Below are 18,939 nucleotides of genomic sequence, written 5' to 3' on the forward strand. Positions count from 1 at the left end.
GTCCGGATACCAGGAGGTGTTCGATGTCGCCCTCCGCATCCGATCCCCTGACGCGGACAGAAGAAGTCATCATGTCGTCGGAGTCCATCCGACTGACGGGGATACTGGCCGTCCCACAGAACTCCACCGGTCTGGTCGTCTTCGCGCACGGCAGTGGTAGCGGTCGGCACAGTCCGCGAAATCGGCTGGTCGCCGATGTGTTGAATCGGGCGGGACTCGCGACCATGCTCGTCGATCTGCTGACCGCGGCCGAGGAAGGTGACCGTGCCCGGGTCTTCGATATCGAGTTGCTCGCCGAGCGTCTCGTCGCGGTGACTCGCGGACTTCGGACGCGGGCGGTTCTGGGCGGGCTTCCGACCGGATATTTCGGGGCGAGCACGGGTGCCGGTGCCGCATTGTGGGCGGCCACCGAACCCGGCGCCGAAATCGCGGCCGTCGTCTCCCGTGGCGGACGCCCCGACCTGGCCGGTCCGCGGCTGGCACACGTCCGCCCGCCGACGCTCCTGATCGTCGGCGGCAACGACAGACAGGTGCTCGAGCTCAATCGCGAGGCCCAACTGCGGATGCCGTGTCCGAGTGAGATCGACGTCGTCCCCGGTGCGACGCACCTGTTCGAGGAGCCCGGTGCGCTCGAGCAGGTGGCGGATCTGGCCCGCGACTGGTTCCGCCGCCACCTCAGTGTTGTGCGGTCTTGAACACCACCGGTAGGTCGTCGGGCCGCAGTGCGACCCGGGTGCCGAAGTCGCGACTGATGTGCTCGATCGTCTCGCACAGCCATCGAGATTCGTTGCGGGTGGCCGATTCCAGGCGCATGCGCCGGATCCGCAGTGGAATCATTCGCGTTTCCAGCACGCCGGGATCGATGGACACCAGATATAGCAAGCGAAGCTCCGGGCGATAACGCTCATAGCCGCGGATACCTTCGTAGTCATCGATGACATCACCGCATCCGTACAGAATCGGTTTGCCTCGGTAGATCTCGATCGGCCGCGGATGGTGCGCGGAATGCCCGTGCACAAGGTCGATTCCGGCGTCGAGCAACCGATGCGCGAACTGCCGTTCACTCACCGGCACCCCGTAACCCCAATTGGGCCCCCAATGTACGGAGACGATCGCGATATCGCCATTGCGCTTGTGCGCCAGCACTTCTGCCGCCACCTCGTCGGCGGCACGAATATTCGGTGTTTCGCCGATCCACCACAGCCCCGGCCGATCACGGCGAGCCGCCCAATGTTGCGGAACCCCACTCGATCCCGCACCGACCGAGACGACTACCACTCGTCGCCCGTCGTCGAGTTCCGATATCGCCGGGACCCTGGCATCGTCGAGATCCGCGCCCGCCCCGGCGCGCCGGATGCCCGCGGTATCGAGTGTTTCCACCGTGTCGGCCAGCCCGCGAATACCGAAATCGAGAATGTGATTATTGGCCAGCGCGCACACGACCGGCGCGATCGCGGTCAATACCGGCACATTGTCCGGGTTCATGCGGTAGTGGATGCCTTTGAGCGGTGCGAACGCGCCGTCGGCCGTAATCGCGGTTTCCAGATTGATCAGTCGTACCTGCGGGGCGAGCTGAGCAAGAATCGCCAGGACGTCGCCCCATGGGTGGCCGAAATCCACGGGACGGTCGAATTCACCGTTCGTCTGCTCCGCCAGTTCCGCATACGTCCGCGCATCCTCGACGCACCGTTCGCGCAGCGTCGGATCACCGGGGTGCGGGAGAATCTGATCCACACCGCGGCCCACCATGACGTCGCCGCCCAGCAGCACCGTCGCCATACCCCATTGTCGATCATGTCCGCGCGCGGTGTTGCGCCTTCTTGGTAACGTGTCCACGTGCTCATCGAGGTCGACAGACTCTAGCCGCCCTGTCGAAGGCGGCCTCACCTGATCGCACACTCATCTCATCCTCGAGAGATTTTTCCCGTGTGACTCGGCTCTGGCTGTAGTGCCGCGTCGGTGACCCTGTTCACGACCGTGGCGCCGTGCCCTTCGTCAGCATCCGCAAAGTACCGAAACCCCTTCGCGCCCATGGTCACAGCGACCTCGGCGCGATACTTCGCGGCCGCTCGCTCTCGCGAGCAGGAGGAGTCGACCGAACCATGTCCACGCAATCGGCCATCACATTGCGGACCCTGTCGTTCGAATGGCCCGACGGAACCCTCGCGCTTTCCGGCGTCAACGGCGCATTCACCAGCGGTCGCACCGGTCTGGTCGGCCGTAACGGCGCAGGTAAATCGACGCTGTTGCGCTTGATCGCCGGAATTCTGACACCGACGTCCGGCCGGATCGAATCCGTCGGCGACGTCGGTTACCTGCCGCAGACGCTGACCCTCGGCCGCGACGACACCATCGCGGGCTTGCTCGGTATCGCGGACAAACTCGCGGCGCTACGCGCGATCGAGGTCGGCGACACGGGTGACCAACACTTTGAGACCATCGGCGACGACTGGGACATCGAAGCCCGCGCCGATGAGGCCCTGCACGAAATCGGTTTCAGCGCGGCCGATCTCGATCGCAAGGTAGGCGAGATCTCGGGCGGTCAGGCCGTCCTCGTCGCGATTACCGGGCTGCGGATCCAGCGCACCCCGATCACCTTGCTCGACGAGCCCACGAACAACCTCGATCGCCAAACCCGCACCAGGCTGGCCGAATTCGTGGACTCGTGGCCGGGCACCCTCGTAGTGGTGAGCCACGATCTCGAGTTGCTCGAGCATATGGATGCGACCGCGGAACTGCACGGCACCACCATGGAGGTGTTCGGCGGTCCCTACAGCGAGTGGAAGCGATACGTCGAGCAGGAACAGGCGGCGGCCGCGCAGGCGGCACGCACCGCCGAGCAGGCGTTGAAGGTCGAGAAGCGACAGCGTATCGAGGCCGAGACGAAGCTCGCCAGGCGCGAGCGCACGGGCCGAGCGACCCAACAGAATGGCGGCATTCCCCGGATTCTGGCGGGCAACCGCGCCAGCAAGGCGCAAGCCTCGGCAGGGGCGATGCGCACCGCGCTCGACGCGAAAGTCCTTGCGGCCCAGGATGTCCTGGATTCCGCCGCAGCGCGTGTCCGCCGCGAGGAGCATATTCATCTCGAACTGCCCGACCCCGATGTGCCGCGCAGTCGGCGCATCGCGGAACTGAGCGACGGCGACCGAAGCGTCGTCATCCAAGGCCCGGAACGGGTCGCCCTGGTCGGTCCCAACGGCGCGGGGAAGTCGACACTGCTCGAGAACCTGCTCCACGGTCGGCATCCGGAGCGTGGCACGCTGCTCACCGACCGCGTCGGATATCTCCCGCAACGCCTGGATGATCTGGACGAACAGACCAGCGCGCTCGACAACGTCCATTCGGTGGCCTCGACCATCCCGTCGGCCACGATCCGCAATCAACTGGCCCGGCTACTGCTGCGCGGCAGCAGCGTCGAGCGTCCGGTGTCGACCTTGTCGGGTGGTGAGCGCTTCCGAGTTTCCCTGGCGCGCTTGCTCCTTGCCGATCCTCCGGCGCAGTTGCTGATCCTCGACGAGCCGACCAACAACCTCGATATCGGTAGCGTCGAGCAGCTCGTCGAGGCACTGGCCGCCTATCGCGGTGCGCTCCTGGTCGTCAGCCATGACTACCCGTTCCTGCGACGGCTCGGCATCGACACCGTCATCGAGCTCGCGTCCGACGGCAGCATCCGAACGCGCGGCTCGCTGTAAGCGCTGCGGCGGCCTCGTCGTTCGTCGAGGCCGCCGCAACGGGGTGGTGTCAGAGGTGGTCGGCGTCGATGATCGCCTGGGCGAACGGGTGCGGGGCTTCTTGAGGGACGTTGTGCCCGATGCCATCCAGGACGCGATGCTCGTACCTGCCGGTGAACTTGGCGCGGTACGGTTTTCCGTCCTTGGCCGCGCCGTCGAAGTCGCTGGCGATGGTGATGGCGGGCACGGTTATTGCCGGTCCGGTGGCGAGTTGCTGCTCATAGGCGTCGTATTGCGGTTCGCCCGGCGCCAGGCTCAGTCGCCACCGGTAGTTGTGGATGACGATGTCGACGTGGTCGGGATTGTCGAAGGCGGCGGCGCTGCGGTCGTAGGTGGCGTCGTCGAAGTTCCACAGCGGGGACGCGCGCTGCCAGATGAGTTTGTTGAAGTCGTGCCGGTTGCGGCTGTAGCCGAGGCGTCCACGTTCGGTGGCGAAGTAGTACTGGTACCACCAGCCGAGTTCGGCTTCCGGTGACAGCGGCTGCTGCTGGGCGGCCTGCTGGGTGACGAGGTATCCGCTCACCGCGACGATCGCCTTGCAGCGTTGCGGCCAGAGCGCGGCGATGATGTCGACCGTCCGTGCGCCCCAGTCGAATCCGCCGAGGATGGCCTTGTCGATGTGCAGGGCGTCCATGAAGTCGACGATGTCGCGCGCGATAGCCGATTGCTGACCGGTGCGGACAGTCTGCGCGGACAGAAAGGTGGTCGTGCCGTAACCGCGCAGGAACGGGACGATCACCCGGTAACCAGCGGCGGCCAGCAGCGGCCCGACATCGGCGTAACTGTAGGCGTCGTAGGGCCACCCGTGCAGCAGGATGACCGGTTGGCCTGTGCTGGGCCCGAATTCGGCGTAACCGACATTGAGGACACCGGCGTCGATCTGCTTGATCGGGCCCAGTGCGGTACTGGCGCCCGAGCCTGCCCGCAGGCCCGGGGTGGCCGCCGTGCTGGTCACCGAAGCGGTGGTGGAGTCGGTGGCGCAGGCGCTCAGCGAGGCCGCGGCCAGGCTCGCGGCGCCCGCCGCCAGCGCCCCACCGAAAAGTCGTCTGCTGATGTCCATCTGCACTCCCGCGTCGCTGTCGTCTTGGCTGGTGTGGCGGCGAGGTCCGAGCCGAGATCCGCCCACTCGACTGACGCTAGGCAACGCGCCGGTGCTGCCACGACCGTCGGATGACGTACGCGATGACGGTTTACCGAGACGCTTCGTCTTCGGTCGGCAGCAGTGCCGCGAGATCGCCGCGCGAACTGATCCCCAGCTTCGGGAAGATGCGGTGCAGATGGGTGCTGACGGTCCGATGCGACAGATACAGCCGCTGCCCGATTTCCCGGTTGGTCAGCCCCTGGGCGGCGAGCTGCGCGATGCTGAGCTCGTGCGGGGTGAGCTGTTCACGGGCGTCCGGGCTGCGGTTCGGGCTGGATTCACCGGCGCTGCGCAACTCCAGGCGTGCGCGTTCACTCCAGGCGGTGAATCCGAGGGCGTCGAAAGTCTCTCTGGCCGTGCGCAAATGGGTCCGGGATTCGACGACCCGGCGCTGTCGACGCAGCCATTCTCCGTAGGCGAGGTGCAGGCGGGCGCGTTCGGCGGGCCAGCCGATGAGGTCCGCCGCGAGCGCGGTCTCGAAGTGCTCCTCGGCCGCGTCGGCGGCGAGAACGGCTCGTGCGTAACGCATTCCGATCTGCAATGCGGGCGACGGGGCGGCCGCGGCCGCCGATTCCAGGTCACGCAGCAGTTCCCGCAGGGCGTCGGTCTGTCCGGCCCGGACCGCGGCCTCGGCGTGTTCGGCGAGGAAATACGCGCGCAACGCCGGTGCGTGGGTCGGGTCGCGCGGATCGTGGATCCGGCTGAGGTCGGTGCACGCGTCGTCGAACCGGCCCTCGCCGAGTGCGATGAGCCCGCGAGTGAGCTGAACGGTGGCCAGTACGGGTCGTGCACCGGCGGCGAGCCCGACCCGCTCGGCCTCCGCCGTGAGTTCCACCGCCCGCGGGTAGTCCCCGTGTAGGGCGGCGATTTCCGCCTGGACGGCGGTGGCCAGCCCCTGCATGAACGGCTGGCCGGTTTCGCGGGCGAGGGCAGCGGCCTCGGCCGCGACGGGCGCGGCGGTGGCGAGGTCACCGAGCCGGGCCAGGCTCCATGCCTGGACCGTGAGCGCGCGGGGCAGTAGCCCCAGCCGTCCGGCGGCACGCAGGCTGGGCGCGGCGGCGGCGGAGAAATGCGCGGCCAGGTCGAAGGCGCCCACCTGGAGTGCCGCGCTCCCGAGGAAGCGGTCGACCTCTGGGTCGCGCCCGGTGGTCGAGGCCAGTGCGCGGAGGTGGCCCATGACCCGGTCGCCGCGTTCGAACGGAGCCACATACGCGTTGACCGCGACCATGCGCGGATCGCCGTCTGGGATAGGGAGCGCGTCGGCGACAACGAGCAGCGCGCGGCGGGTATCGGGGCCGGGTTCGGACCAGAAACACCGCATGGCCGCACCCCACAGGATCCGCATCGCGGCATCGGGGTACCCGTCGGCCGCCACGGACGCGGCCAGGGCAGCCAATTCGGCTATCCGCGACGGGCTTTCGCGTACACCGTCATCGAATCCGCTGAGTATCCAGTTCGCGGTGGCCTGCTGTCCGGGGGTCAGGGGCAGTGTGCGCGCGGTGTCCACGAGTCGTTCGGCGGTATCGCGGCGACCTGAATCGACGGCCAGTTCGGCCGCCCGCAGCAGACGATCCGCCCGTCGGCCCGGGCTGTCGCTGAGGGCCGCGGCCCGTTCCAGCGCCACGACCGCGCCGCCGCGGTGTCGCGCCCTTTCGGCGGTGGCTTCGAGTTCGGCGGCCACTTGCTCGTCCGGGCCCACGCTGCCCGCCGCGCGATGCCGGACCCGGCGATCCGGTAGCTCGCCGAGGATCTCGGCGAGCGCGAGGTGGGCGCGGCGGCGTTCGTCGGCCGTCGCCGTCGCCGCCAGCGCCGACCGTATGAGCGAATGCCGGAATGACACTGTGCTGGAAGCGATGTCGATCAGATTGGCCTCGATCGCGGGTGTGAGTATTTCGGGTCCCACGGTCGATCCCAGGAGGACCCCGGTGGCAGACAGTGTTTCGGTGATCGAGTCGCCGTCGTTGAGCGCGGCGACGAGCAGCGCGGATCGACTGCTTGCGGGCAGTGCCGCGCCTCGCGCGGCGAAGGCGCGTTCGAGCCGTGCGGTCAGCGGCAGTGCCGGGGGGAGTTCCGTGAGATCCGCTACCGCCGTCGGCAGTTCGTTCAAGGCGAGTGGGTTGCCCTGTGCCTCGGCGAGCACCCGCAGGCGGATCGGCTCGGGAAGTTCCGGGGCGAGGCTGTCGAGCAGCGCCGTCGCATCGTCGTCGGATATCGGCCCGAGCGGCATGTCGGTCAATCCCGCGTCGCACAGCGGTGTCGCCATCCCGTCGCGAAGGGTGCTGATCACGGCAATGGGTTCGGTGTCGATGCGGCGGGCGAGGAAGGCGAGCACTTCAGCGCTCGCGGAATCGAGCCAGTGCACGTCCTCGGCGACGATCAGCAGCGGCCGGTTGGCCGCCTCGTCGGCCAGCAAGGTCAGCGCGGCGAGGCCCACCAGGTAGGGGCTCGGCTCGGCGGTGGTGTCCGACATGCCCAAAGCCATTGCCAGCGCGTCGAATTGGCGTGCCGGGAGGGCGTCGAATCCCCGGCGCAGCGGGTACAGCAGTCGATGCAGTCCGGCGTAGGGGAGGCTCTGTTCGGCTTCGACACCGGCAGTCCGCAGCACCCGAAGCCCAGCGACGGCCGAGGCAGCGATCGCCGCCTCGACGAGCGCCGACTTCCCGATGCCGGGTTCCCCTTCGATCAGGATCCCGCTCCGGTCGCCGGGACCGTCCACCAGCGCGCCCAGGTCTTTCAGCTCGGCGTCTCGTCCGAACATCGGCATCGTGCGGTACTCCTTCTCCGGGACTCGCTCGACATCCGGGCCCCGCCGCGACCCTACCGAAGCGGGGAATACGTCAACGTCAGCGTCATCTGACAGATTCGGCACCCGGTCCATGGCGGCGAGGGTTGTTCCATGGCTACGGTCCGCTTTCATCTCCTGTCCACCCTGTCTCCCGCCGAGGTCGTGCGCGTGCTCACCGACTTCGGGTCCAGCCGTCCCGAGGTCTGGCCGACCATCGACGCCGACCACTTCGTCGTCCACGATCGCGGCGACACCTGGGCCGAGGTCACCGAAGGCACCGCCGCCGCCTGGGAGCGCGCCCGCTACGAATGGGACCCCATCGGCGACACGGTCACCATCACCACGCTGGACTCCAAATTATTCGGTGTGGGCGGCGGATGGGTCTTCCGCGCCACGCCAGAACCGGACGGCACCCGTGTCGATGTCGAACTGACCCGGACCCCGCGGGCGCTGAAGGGCAAGATCCTGGCGGCGCTGCTGCCGCTGGTCGGCCCGTCCTCGCTGCGCAAATCCTTCAGCGGCCCGCTGCGGGCCGCGTGATGTCCGCACCACACGCGACTCCGGACACCGCACGGCTGGCACCCGGCGTCCACACCTTCGATTCCGACGGCCTCGCCCAGCGCTATCACGTGTACGGCAGCGGACCCGTCTGCCTCGCCCATCCCGGCGGGCCCGGGATCCACTGGGAGTACCTGCGCATGCCCGCGCTGGAGCAGCACCTGACCATGGTGTACGTCGAGGCGATCGGCACCGGCGAATCCGGCCGCCTGCCGACGCATCCGCACGGCTACACCCGGGAACGCCACAGCCGCGCGCTGCAACGGCTGATCGAGCACCTCGGCGTTCCCGAGGTATATCTGCTGGGCCACTCACACGGGGCGTTCGTGGTCGCCTACCACGCGCTGCACCGCCCGGCCGGGGTCGCGGGCGTCATCTTGTACGAGGGCGCTCCGGTCACCGGCCCGGAGCACGGTGCCGAGGCGATGCGCCGGATCCAGGAGTTCGCCGCCGCACATGCCGACCGGCCCGAACTGGCCGATGTACTCGCGGCATTCACCGCGATGCAGGACATTTCGAGCGATGAGCAGACCCTCGCCATGGCACGCGGGGTGCTGCCGTCCTATATCGCCGACTACTGGGGCGACGAGCGGCGGTGGGCTCCTGTGCGGGAAGCGCTTCGGGCGACCTACATTTCGGGTCTCGACGCGGATCTGTCTCCGGACCTCGTCGACGACCGCGACGATTTGCCGAACGCGACCGTACCGGCATTGGTCATCGTGGGCCGCCTCGATGTCATCTGCGGACCGCGCTGGGCACGGGAACTGCATGAACTGATCCCCGATTCGCGACTGCTGGTTCTGGAACGCAGTGGGCACCTGGGGCATCTGGAGGAACCCGAACGCTTCGCCGACGCCGTCCGGGAATTCGTCACCGGGCGCGAGGGGTGATCGGCATGCTTCGCCGTCGCATGGATCGAGGGACCGAAAAATTCGGACCAGCAATAGTTTTCATGGGGCCCGTGGCACTGTGGATATGGGCCGAGACAGCGCTGCTGCAGGGGTGGGGGCCTGACATGTGGGATCTCGCGAGCTAGCGTTCCCAAGCAATGTGCCCCACCGGCCTCCCGGGCGGTGGGGCACATTCGTGCCGCGATCTCCGGATCGGTGAACACCACCTGCGGGACGGCGACGAGATCGGCGGTCCCGCTGTGCCGTCGGGCATCGAGCGGTCCGGTGACCGCGATGTGGCGGTTGGCGTTTCGGGTCAGCGGGTGGCCGCGGCGGCCTGTTCGATCACCTCGGCGACCACGTCGGGGTGGGAGACGGCCACGGAATGCGATGCGGCGACTTCGGTGACGTGCGCATGCGCGCGGTCGGCCATGAATCGCTGTGCTTCGACGGGGATGTTCAGATCCTGGGTGGTGATGACATCCCAGCTGGGTTTCTCGTTCCAGGCGGCCGCGGTGGCCTTTTCTTCGAGCGCGGCCTGCGCGATGGGCCGCTGACCGGCCGCCATGAGGGCCGCGCGCTCGGCTGGAACGTCGGCGGCGAACTGGTCGCGGAACTTGTCCTGCTGGATGTAGAGGTCGGTACCGGTCGTGCCGTCGAAGGTGGTGTACGGCACCGGATTCAGGGTGCTGGGCAAGGTGGAGCCGGGGTACCGGTTGGTCAGTTCGAGTGCGGTCTCACCGGGTGCGGGCAGGAATGCGGCCACATACACGAGCGCCTCGACCTTGTCGTTCCCGGCACCTGCCGCGCTGATGACGGATCCGCCGTAGGAATGCCCGACGAGCACGACGGGACCGTCGACACGGCCGATGAGGCTGCGCAGCGTGCTGGCATCGCCGGTGGGTCCGCGCAGCGGGTTGGCGGCGGCGACCACGGGATAGCCGTCCTTGCGCAGTCTTTCGATCACATCGTTCCAGCTGGATCCGTCGGCGAAGGCGCCGTGTTCCAGAATGATGGTCGGTTTCGGCGCGTCCTCGGTTGGACCGGCATGGGTGGTGCTCGCGGTGCACGCGACGGCGAGACCGCCACCGGCAATACCGGCGGCAAGTGCCGTCACGGACCGCGCTACGCGCCGCCGCATGCGGTCGCGTCCGTTGTCGACCATGGGATTCGTCCTCCGAGCAAGTGAATGCGAGATGTACAACCCCACTGTCGGCCGCCGGGTACCGGCAACACATCCGTCACCTGACGCTGCCCGCGACGTAGTCCGCTACCGGACCGGTGACCTACGTGAAGATTCAGCGTTGGCTGCCTTCAACTTCTCGCCACGTGGCCCAGTTGATTGTTCGAGTCGGGTCACCGACCTCGCGGGCGATATCCGGCACTCGGCCGGACGTCCGCAGGGCGCTGTGATCTAGGCTCATCGGCTCGAGGCCGACGAGTTCGCGGCGGCTTGAAGCAGTTCCAGCACCATCGGTGGTGCGTCGTCGTGTTCCAGTTCGGTCAGGATCTCCGAAATGGGAGGTGCGGCATCGGCAACGGTTCGGACGAGGCCTCGTTCAGCGCACAGCACCAACGCGGGCAGCGCGGCCTCCTCGGCGTTCCGGCGGCGTCCGGCGGCCCACAGGCAGGCCGCGCGCAACAGTTGCGCTTGGACGAATGCTCTTGGGCGATGCTGAGTTTCGATCTCGCGCACCATCTGGTCGGCGCGGTCGCAGGCTTGATCAGCCAAGTGGTCGGCAAGCAGCAGCCGGATCGCGGAGTCTTGTTCCAATTCGGCGATGCCAGCGTGAATCGTTGTGTCTTGCTTGCGGTATGGCGGCAGCCGACGCAGTGCTTCGCGGGTCTCGGGCGGAATCGGCAGACCGAGCCGGATGCGTTCGTTCACCATGCGAGCGGCCAAGCGCGGCAGTGACTCGTTCTCGGCGATTGCCGCACCCTCGGTCAGGCGTTGTTCGGCCGCGGCGAGGTCGCCGCGTATTGCTTTGATGCGTGCGCCGGTGCCGAAACTGGCGAGCAGGAACCACACCGCGCCGCCGTGGCGGCCGAGATCAGCGCTCGAATCGAGTAGTTGCTCGGCTTCGTCGAGGCGGTTCTGCTCGTAGCGTATGGAGCCGAGTAGGGCGCCGGACATCCGTGAACCGTAGGTTTGCGAGCGGCCGCGACGCGTGCGGGTGATGGCGGCATCGAAATGCTCTTCGGCGGCGGCGATGTCGAGCTGTTCGAGTGCTGCGAGACCGGCGACGCACCTGCCGTACATCACCCCGAACGCACCCTTGCTGCGACGGTGGTATGGGGCTGCCCATTGCTGCCAGCGACGGGCCCCGGTGAAGTCGAAACGGTTGAGTGCATCGATGGACGCGAGATTCGCCGCGTTCGTGGCGGTGAACGGGGTGTCGGCGTCCTCGAGATGCCGAGCCAGGAGGTCTGGCAGACCATCGAATCGGTCGGTGACGAATTGTGCCGCGCCCGTGATCGTTTCCGCCTCGATCCGCAGTTTGGTGGCCTCGGTACCGGTTGCCGCACCGGCGGCCAGTGCGGCGTCGACTTGCTCCAGCGCCAGCCGAACCTGTTCAGAGCGCTGCAGTCCGACGTTGGCCCAGGCTCGGCAGATCTGTAGCCTCGGTCGCGACTCCGCCAAGCGTTGCGGCAGCTTTCTGAGCAAGCCGAGGAACGTCGCCATACGGGAGCCTTCGATGAGGTCCATTGCCCGCCGTTCGACCAGATCCGCGGCGTAGTCCGGATCGTCGGCGGCCAGTGCGTGATCGACTGCGGCGGTGACGATCTCGTGTTCATCGCACCATTCGGCCGCACGGCGGTGCAGTTGTGTCAGGCGTGCCGGATCACGGCGGACAAGTCGACGTCGCAGATAATCGGCGAACAGGTGGTGGTATTGGAACCACTCGCCCTCTTCGTCGAGTCGGCGTAGGAACAGATTTCGGTCGGCGATCTCTTCGAGTAGTTCCTGGCTGTCGGATCGGTCCGTCAGCCGGACCGCGAGATCGGCGCACACTCGCTCCGTGATCGCCGTGGCCAGCAGGAATTCCAGTAGCGGCGGCTCGAGTGAGTCGAGCACGTTCTCGGCGAGGTAGTCGGCAAGTGCCCGGTGGCGGCCGGTCAGCTTGTCGATGAATGCGGCGGGATGATCGTGGCCGCGTAACGACAGCGAAGCCAATTGCAGTGCGGCAGGCCAGCCTTCGGTCGTTTCCTGCAGGCGGTGCACATCGTCGGTGGACAACGACAGCCCAGCGGAGTCGACCAGGAAAGCACCCGTTTCGTGAGGATCGAAACGCAGTTCCGCGACGTCGATTTCGACCAGTTCGTCGCGCACCAGCATGCGACTCAGCGGCAGACACGCCCGGGTCCGGCTGGCGATGACCAGCCGCAGGTGATGGCAGCCGTGCTCGAGCAGGTAATCCAGTGCGGCACATGTGGTTTCGCCGTGCACCCGGTGCCAGTCATCGATCACGAGCACCATGGCCTGTCCACCCGAGTGGATTTCGTCGATCAGCGCGGACAGCACGTATCTTGCAGTGTCGGAAGATCGTTCATCCAGTAGCGTGCCGAGTTCACGCGCCAGCTCTGGAGCGATGCGGCGGATGGCCTCGACCAGGTGGGAGAGGAACCAGGCAATATTGTCGTCGTCAGGGTCGGCTGTCAGCCATGCCACCGGGACGTCCTCGGCCGCCAGCGCTGTGGCCCATTGCAGAGCCAGGGTGGTCTTGCCGAATCCGGCCGGTCCGTGGATCAGCGTCAGGCGCCGGTCGCCGCCGCCACGCAATAGCGCAAGCAGTCGCGTGCGCGCGATCATCGTATGGGGTGCGGCAGGTGGACGGAATTTCGTTGCCGTGCTGGGCGGCGGGGGCGGTGTCGCCACATCCGGGGTATGCGAGGCCGCGGGAACCGCTGTGGCCGAACCGGATTCGATGGCCGTGGGGGGCAGTGCCAGAGCATCCACCGCCTGGCCGGTCTCATGTTGGACCCGCCGCAGCATTTCCCCGAACTCGATCGCCGACGTCGGCCGGTCGGCCGGCTTCGCCGCCATGGCTGCCTCGATAGCCGCGCACACCGCAGTGGGGATGTGCTGATCGCGCAGAGTGGGTGCGGCGGCGGTGGCGATCCGGGCAAGTTGCACTTCCAGTAGTTCACCGGTGCGACGTGCGAATGCGGCTCGCCCGGCCAGCAGGCAGTGCAAGGTAGCGCCCAGGCCGTAGATATCCGAGATCGGGTTGGGCGTCGCCCCGCCGAGCACCTCGGGTGCGGTGAACGCGGGCGTGCCCTGGACGGTGCGCAGGGATGAGGTGGTGCCGTCGCCGAATTGTGCGATGCCGAAGTCGGCGAGCTGGGGTTCACCGTAATCGGTGAGCAGAATATTGCCGGGCTTCACGTCGCGATGCACGATGCCGATCGCATGGGCGGCCGCCAGCGCTGCGGCCATCTTGACGCCGATCGAAAGCACCTCCGGCCAGCGCAGCGGTCCCGAATCCCGCAGCACGGTCTCCAGTGAGCCGCAGGCGTAGAACGGCATGACGATATAGGGGCGGCCGGTGGCGGTGATGTCGACCTGCAACACCTGGAGGATGTCGGGGTGTCCGAACAGCCGCCCTAATGCACGCTGTTCCCGGAGGAATTGCTCGCGCTCGTCGCCACTGACCTCGGACCTGAGCAATTTGACCGCGACGTGGCGTTCGAGTGCGTATTCGTAGCAGCAATACACCACGCCGAAGCCGCCGTGGCCGATTTCGGTTGCGTCGCCGAATCCGGCCGCCGCTAGTTCCGCCGCGATTCCGCTGGGGAGGTCTCGCTGTGTCGCGGCCTCGTCGAGCTCGTCCATCGAATATTCGCCCGGCACCTCCGAGCCGGAGTATCCACCCCGACCTGTGCATCAACGATAGCGCCGTTGCGGACGGGCGGTAAGCGGGCGTTCGCCAAGGTCGACATCGACGGTGTCAGTCGACGGCGCCGCGGTGCGAAGTGATGACCTGGACGATGAGATCGACTGCGTATTCGAACTCGCGATCGCGGTCGAAGCGCGCCAAGTGGGGTGCGGCCAGGGTGACCTGTGGCAGCCCGGATGCTGCTAGCGCGTGTTCGCGTTCGGCGATTCCGTCGGCGTCGCTGGTGCCGAATGTCGGTCCGGCGGAGACTTCGCGGAGCAGTGTTCCGACCAGGGTGGCCAGGAGGGTGCGAAGTAGGTGGACTGCTTCTTCGGGGGTTCGTCCGGTTCGGCGGAGCACGGTGAGGGCGGCTTCGATCGGGGCGAGTCCGGCCAACGATGAGAGCTGACGCGTCAGTACCAGGGTTGCCGCTTCCGGGTGCGCAAGAGTGACGCGCCGGAATTCGTATGCCAGCGCACGCAGGTCGGCTTCGATCGAGTCCGTCGACTCCGGCATCCGGAGTTGCTCGAGGAGGTGTTCGGCGACGGTGTCGAGCAGGTCGTCTTTGCCGTCGACGTGGTGATAGAGGCTTTTGGCGTCCACGCCGAGCGTGCGGCTGACGGATCGCATGCTCACCGCGGCGATGCCCTCGGCGTCGATCACCGCGAGTGCGGCGTCTCGTATCGCCGCGCGCGACAGCTGCGCCTGCGCTTTCGGTGGCCGTCCGCGGCGAGGCGGCTGGGTCGATGCTGCGTCGGTCGTGGCCTGCATGCCCCCCACTCTTGCATATTTCCACGCCGTGGGTTTAATCTACGAATTATTCCCACGCCGTGGGATTAATGACTCGAGGTGTATATGCAACTGCCATGGCGACAAGGTGACGCGCTGGACCTGGCGAGCATCGGCTCGCGTGTGGAGTGCCTGGCCGACCTGTCGAAGATCGACGGTGGGCCGGGTGCGCGGCTGACCGCTGCGCGGAGTCAGGCCGAGGTCTTCCGTGCTGAGTTCGCGAGCACCGGTGTGCCCGACAGCGTGGTGACGTGCGACCTCGTCACGCTGCCCTACCCGACGCGGTTCGGCCTGTTCCGCGCATCCCGTGCGCTGGCCCCGTTCCTCGCGATCACGAACCGGATGCTGGTGATCCGCTGGCGCGAGAGCGACGGGACGCCGCGGGTGCTGCTGTTCGAGCCCAGTGACGTCGAACTCGGGCGCTACACACCGTATTTCGACAAGCTCGCCCGCCGCACTCCGGACATCGTGGCGCGGCGGATGGTGATCGAGCACGGCACCGTCACCGACCACCTGTCGAGGCTCGGCGTCGACCCGGCCGAGGTCGACTACCTGATGTTCGACCACCTGCACACCCAGGACCTGCGCCGCTGGATCGGCACGACGGTGCATCAGACCGACCTCGGCATGCAGCCGAAACCGGTGTTCCCCAACGCCAAGGTGATCGTGCAGCGGGACGAACTGGCCGCGATGGCAGACCTGCACCCGCTGCAAAAGCCCTGGTACCAGCCCGACACATACCGCCATGTCGCACCGGATGCTTTCCTGCCCATAGACGGCTCGGTGATTCTCGGCCCGGGTGTCGCGGTCGTGAAGACACCGGGCCATGTCTTCGGCAACCAGAGCCTGGTGCTGAATACCTCGACCGGCATCTGGGTGAGCAGCGAGAACGTGATCGCCGCCGAATGCCTCACGCCGGAGCACTCGCGGCTGCCCGGAGTGGCGCGCTGGGCGGGGGAGTGGGGGCAGGAGATCGTGCTCAATGCCAACACCATCGAAACCACCGCCGATCAATACAACTCGGTCGTGTTCGAGAAGACGCTGGCCGATCGCAGCCAGACCGACTCGCGTTTTCTCCAGTTCTTCCCGTCCAGCGAGTTGACCGGCGCATGGACGAACCCTGGAACAGCGCCGACGTTCACCCACGGCCGCATCACACATCACTGATCCCGCAGGAGTTTTCATGACCGACCGCTTTGCGGTGCCACCCGTCGAGGTGCTGCGCGCCCGCGAGAAACTCGTCCTCGATCACTTCCACGACGAGGTGCGCCAGGACTGGGACGACGTGCTGGCCACGTTCCCGCATCCGCATTACGAGATCATTCCCACGCTCACCGTCCACGACGGTGACTCCGAGGTCCGCGACTACTACCACGACACCCGCGTCGCGTTTCCCGATCAGGACCACGAGATCATCGCGCTGCGGCACAGCGCCGACGCCGTCATTGTCGAATTCTGGCTACTCGGAACACATTTGGGGCCGCTCGGCGGCATTCCGCCCACCGGCTCCCGGCATCGCACCCGGATGACGGCGTACTTCGTATTCGACGACAACGAGAACCTGATCATCGAGCGGATCTACTTCGACACGCTATCGATGCTCAAACAGCTCATCAGCGGCGTGAACCTGCGCGACCCACGTAAGTGGCCGCTGGTCTTGCGCGCACTGCGCGGATTGCTCGCCGTGTCGAGCAATCCGAATCGGCTGCTCGTCGACACCGCACCGGCCGACCTCTCGGCTTGATTATGAAAGGAATCTCGCGCATGCGCGCACTCATCGGCGGCGTCGGCCCGAACTGGCAGCTCCGCGACATCGACGCGCCGAGTCAGCTCGGTGCGATCCGCATCCAAGTCATGGCCGCCGGTCTCAACCGGGCCGACCTCTACGCCCTCGACGGCACCTACACCGCCAACTCCCAGCAGGCAGGCGAGTACACCGCGGGCATGGAAGTCGCCGGAGTCGTGGAAATCTCCAGTCCGCTGGCACCGCATCTACCGGCGGGCACGCGCGTCATGGGCATCACCATCGGTGCCTTCGCCGACTACGCGCTGTGCGATCCGCGACTGGTCGTGCCGATCCCGGAGAAGCTGAGCTTCGAGGCGGCGGCAACTCTGCCGGTCGGGCTGATCACCGAACACGACGCGCTGGTCAGCCAAGCCGGCTTCACCGAAGGCAAGAGCGTCTTGATCGTCGGCGGCACCAGCGCGATCGGTCTGATCGGCATCCAACTGGCCAAGGCGCTGGGGGCGAGCACCGTCATCGCCACCACCACTAGCGAGAACAAGCGGTCCGCACTCACCGCGGCCGGCGCCGACGTCACCGTCGACACTTCCGCCGAGCACTTGAGCGCCGCGGTTTCGGCCGCGACGAACGGCGACGGCGTCGACATCACCCTCGATCATGTCGGCGGTGAATTGTTCGCGGACCTGCCCGCCGCCACCGCCGTCGGAGGCACGATCGTCAGCATCGGACGACTCGCGGGTGCCGCGACCAGCCTCGATCTCGACACCATCGCATTCCGCCGCCAGCGGCTGCTGGGGACCACCTTCAGCATCCGCACCAGATCCGAGCTGGCCGACGTCGTCGCCGCTCTGACACCTCGGGCACTGCCCGCCGTCGCCGCCGGTAAGGTCACGCCACGTCTCGATGGTGTCTACTCGCCCGATCAGGCGGACCAGGCGGCGCAGCGGCTCCGCGAGAATGCCGCGGTCGGCAAGATCGTGTTGTCCTTCGCCGATGCGCACACCGGCCCAGTACCCGCACCCACGCCGAAGGCGAACATGTTCGGCACCATTCGACAGCTCGGCTATGTGGTGCGCGACATCGAGGCATCGATGCGGGGATTCGTCGACTGCGGCATCGGCCCCTGGTTCTACCTCGAAGGCATCCAGCCGGGGAATTTCACCTATCGGGGTCGGCCGTCGGCCATGGCGATGAATGTCGCGGTCGCCAACAGCGGCACGATCCAGATCGAGCTCATCCAGCCGGTCGACGACGAACCGTCGATGTACAAGGACTTCCTCGACGCGGGCAACGAAGGCCTGCAGCACGTCGCCTACTGGAGTGAGAACTACCAGGACCTCTACGACCGCGCGCTCGCCGCCGGGTTCACCGTCGGCCAGGAAGGCGAGATCGGCGGCCCGACAGGACGTTTCGCCTACCTCGAGACCGAACATCACCCCGGCACCGTCATCGAGATCTCCGATCTCGGCGGCAGCAAGAAGTTCGTCTTCGACCTCATCGAGCTCGCCGCGGCGAACTGGGACGGCACCAACCCGATTCAGGTCATCGATCCCGCTCTGCTCAGCGGCGACCCCGCGGCGATGGAAGAGATGAAAGCGGCACTCGGATGAAAGTCCACCACCTCAACTGCGGCACGATGCGACCACCCGCCACACCCGGTGGGTTGGTCTGCCACGTCCTGCTCGTCGAGACCGATAGTGGTCTGGTACTGATCGATTCGGGCCTGGGCCTACGCGATGCCGAGGCGCCTGGCGAGCGCTTCGGTCCCGCCCGCTGCTACGTCCGGCCGGTCTTCGACCCGCACGAAGCCGCCATCAACCAGGTCCGGCGGCTCGGCTACGACCCAGCCGATGTCCGGCACATCGTGCTCACCCACTTCGACGCCGACCACACCGGCGGTCTCGCCGACTTCCCGTGGGCTCGAGTGCATCTCACCGGCGCCGAAGCGTTCGCGGCCCAGCATCCACGGACCTTGATCGAACGGCAGCGTTACCGCGCGGCGCAGCGTGCCCACCGTCCGGTGCTCGTCGAACACGAACCGTCGGCGGGCGAGTCGTGGCGCGGGTTTCCGGGAGCCGAGGAGCTCACCGATATCGGGGCCGGGATCGTGCTGATCAATCTGCCCGGCCACAGCCGTGGTCACGCCGCCGTCGCAGTCGATGCCGGTGACCGGTGGATCCTGCACGTCGGAGATTCCTTCTATCACCACGGCCAGCTCGACGGGACCGGTACCGCACCCAAAGCGATCACCGCGATGGAACGCGTCATTGCCCACGACTGGAAGCAGGTCCGGGCCAATCATCAACGGCTGGCTCAGTTGTGGGCGACCGCCGAGCCGGACCTTCTGCTCGTCAACGCGCACGACCCGCATCTGCTCGACCGTGCCACCGGGCGTGCGTGACACGGCTTTCCCGGCGCTGGGTG

13 protein-coding genes and 1 pseudogene are annotated in these 18,939 nt (G+C 67.1%); 8 read left to right on the forward strand and 6 right to left on the reverse strand.

The window, feature by feature from the left end; all coding sequences use genetic code 11:
* Window positions 1-41: 41 nt before the first annotated feature.
* Window positions 42-695 (forward strand): annotated as a pseudogene (locus tag ACQPZ2_RS19930) (dienelactone hydrolase family protein); the annotation flags it as partial.
* Here ACQPZ2_RS19930 and ACQPZ2_RS19935 read toward each other — a convergent pair.
* Entirely contained in the window at window positions 676-1,779 is a 1,104-nt protein-coding gene (locus ACQPZ2_RS19935; protein WP_433526918.1) for a CapA family protein, read from the reverse strand. The pseudogene ACQPZ2_RS19930 and the gene ACQPZ2_RS19935 sit on opposite strands and share 20 nt — an antisense overlap.
* Window positions 1,780-2,102: 323 nt before the next feature.
* Here ACQPZ2_RS19935 and ACQPZ2_RS19940 point away from each other — a divergent pair, with 323 nt between their 5' ends.
* On the forward strand, window positions 2,103-3,692 hold the full coding sequence (locus tag ACQPZ2_RS19940; protein ID WP_433526919.1) for an ABC-F family ATP-binding cassette domain-containing protein: 1,590 nt from the start codon (window positions 2,103-2,105) through the stop codon (window positions 3,690-3,692).
* Window positions 3,693-3,741: 49 nt separating this feature from the next.
* Here the strand turns inward: ACQPZ2_RS19940 and ACQPZ2_RS19945 are convergent, their stop codons facing one another.
* Complete coding sequence (locus ACQPZ2_RS19945) at window positions 3,742-4,791, reverse strand: alpha/beta fold hydrolase (RefSeq protein WP_433526920.1); 1,050 nt, start codon at window positions 4,789-4,791, stop codon at window positions 3,742-3,744.
* A 130-nt stretch (window positions 4,792-4,921) separates the two neighbouring features.
* Window positions 4,922-7,636, reverse strand: a complete 2,715-nt coding sequence (locus ACQPZ2_RS19950; RefSeq protein ID WP_433526921.1) for an ATP-binding protein — start codon at window positions 7,634-7,636, stop codon at window positions 4,922-4,924.
* Between the two features lie 132 nt (window positions 7,637-7,768).
* Between ACQPZ2_RS19950 and ACQPZ2_RS19955 the strand changes: the two genes are divergently transcribed.
* A complete protein-coding gene (locus ACQPZ2_RS19955) occupies window positions 7,769-8,197 on the forward strand; it encodes a hypothetical protein (protein WP_433526922.1) in 429 nt (142 codons plus the stop codon).
* Window positions 8,197-9,105 (forward strand): alpha/beta fold hydrolase, encoded by a 909-nt coding sequence (locus ACQPZ2_RS19960; protein WP_433526923.1) that lies wholly within the window; start codon window positions 8,197-8,199, stop codon window positions 9,103-9,105. The genes ACQPZ2_RS19955 and ACQPZ2_RS19960 overlap by 1 nt, the downstream gene beginning before the upstream one ends.
* Window positions 9,106-9,421: 316 nt before the next feature.
* Here the strand turns inward: ACQPZ2_RS19960 and ACQPZ2_RS19965 are convergent, their stop codons facing one another.
* From ACQPZ2_RS19965 to ACQPZ2_RS19975, 3 genes are all read right to left on the reverse strand, one after another.
* Window positions 9,422-10,270 carry an alpha/beta fold hydrolase gene (locus tag ACQPZ2_RS19965; RefSeq protein WP_433526924.1) on the reverse strand — a complete coding sequence of 283 codons (849 nt, stop codon included), beginning with the start codon at window positions 10,268-10,270 and terminating at the stop codon, window positions 9,422-9,424.
* A gap of 255 nt (window positions 10,271-10,525) precedes the next feature.
* Window positions 10,526-13,939, reverse strand: a complete 3,414-nt coding sequence (locus tag ACQPZ2_RS19970) for a protein kinase domain-containing protein (RefSeq protein WP_433526925.1) — start codon at window positions 13,937-13,939, stop codon at window positions 10,526-10,528.
* Window positions 13,940-14,054: 115 nt separating this feature from the next.
* A complete protein-coding gene (locus ACQPZ2_RS19975; protein WP_433526926.1) occupies window positions 14,055-14,753 on the reverse strand; it encodes a TetR/AcrR family transcriptional regulator in 699 nt (232 codons plus the stop codon).
* A gap of 84 nt (window positions 14,754-14,837) precedes the next feature.
* On the opposite strand from ACQPZ2_RS19975, the gene ACQPZ2_RS19980 reads away from it, so the two are divergent.
* Genes ACQPZ2_RS19980 through ACQPZ2_RS19995 form a run of 4 tightly spaced genes read left to right on the forward strand, consistent with a single transcriptional unit; the run spans window position 14,838 to window position 18,916 of the window.
* On the forward strand, window positions 14,838-15,938 hold the full coding sequence (locus tag ACQPZ2_RS19980; RefSeq protein ID WP_433526927.1) for a hypothetical protein: 1,101 nt from the start codon (window positions 14,838-14,840) through the stop codon (window positions 15,936-15,938).
* Window positions 15,939-15,954: 16 nt separating this feature from the next.
* A complete protein-coding gene (locus ACQPZ2_RS19985; RefSeq protein ID WP_433526928.1) occupies window positions 15,955-16,515 on the forward strand; it encodes an ester cyclase in 561 nt (186 codons plus the stop codon).
* A 20-nt stretch (window positions 16,516-16,535) separates the two neighbouring features.
* Complete coding sequence (locus ACQPZ2_RS19990; RefSeq protein ID WP_433526929.1) at window positions 16,536-18,125, forward strand: zinc-binding dehydrogenase; 1,590 nt, start codon at window positions 16,536-16,538, stop codon at window positions 18,123-18,125.
* On the forward strand, window positions 18,122-18,916 hold the full coding sequence (locus ACQPZ2_RS19995; RefSeq protein WP_433526930.1) for an MBL fold metallo-hydrolase: 795 nt from the start codon (window positions 18,122-18,124) through the stop codon (window positions 18,914-18,916). The genes ACQPZ2_RS19990 and ACQPZ2_RS19995 overlap by 4 nt, the downstream gene beginning before the upstream one ends.
* The last annotated feature ends 23 nt before the right edge of the window (window positions 18,917-18,939 follow it).

This window comes from Nocardia pseudovaccinii, assembly GCF_050942345.1.
GTDB classification, from domain to species: domain Bacteria; phylum Actinomycetota; class Actinomycetes; order Mycobacteriales; family Mycobacteriaceae; genus Nocardia; species Nocardia pseudovaccinii.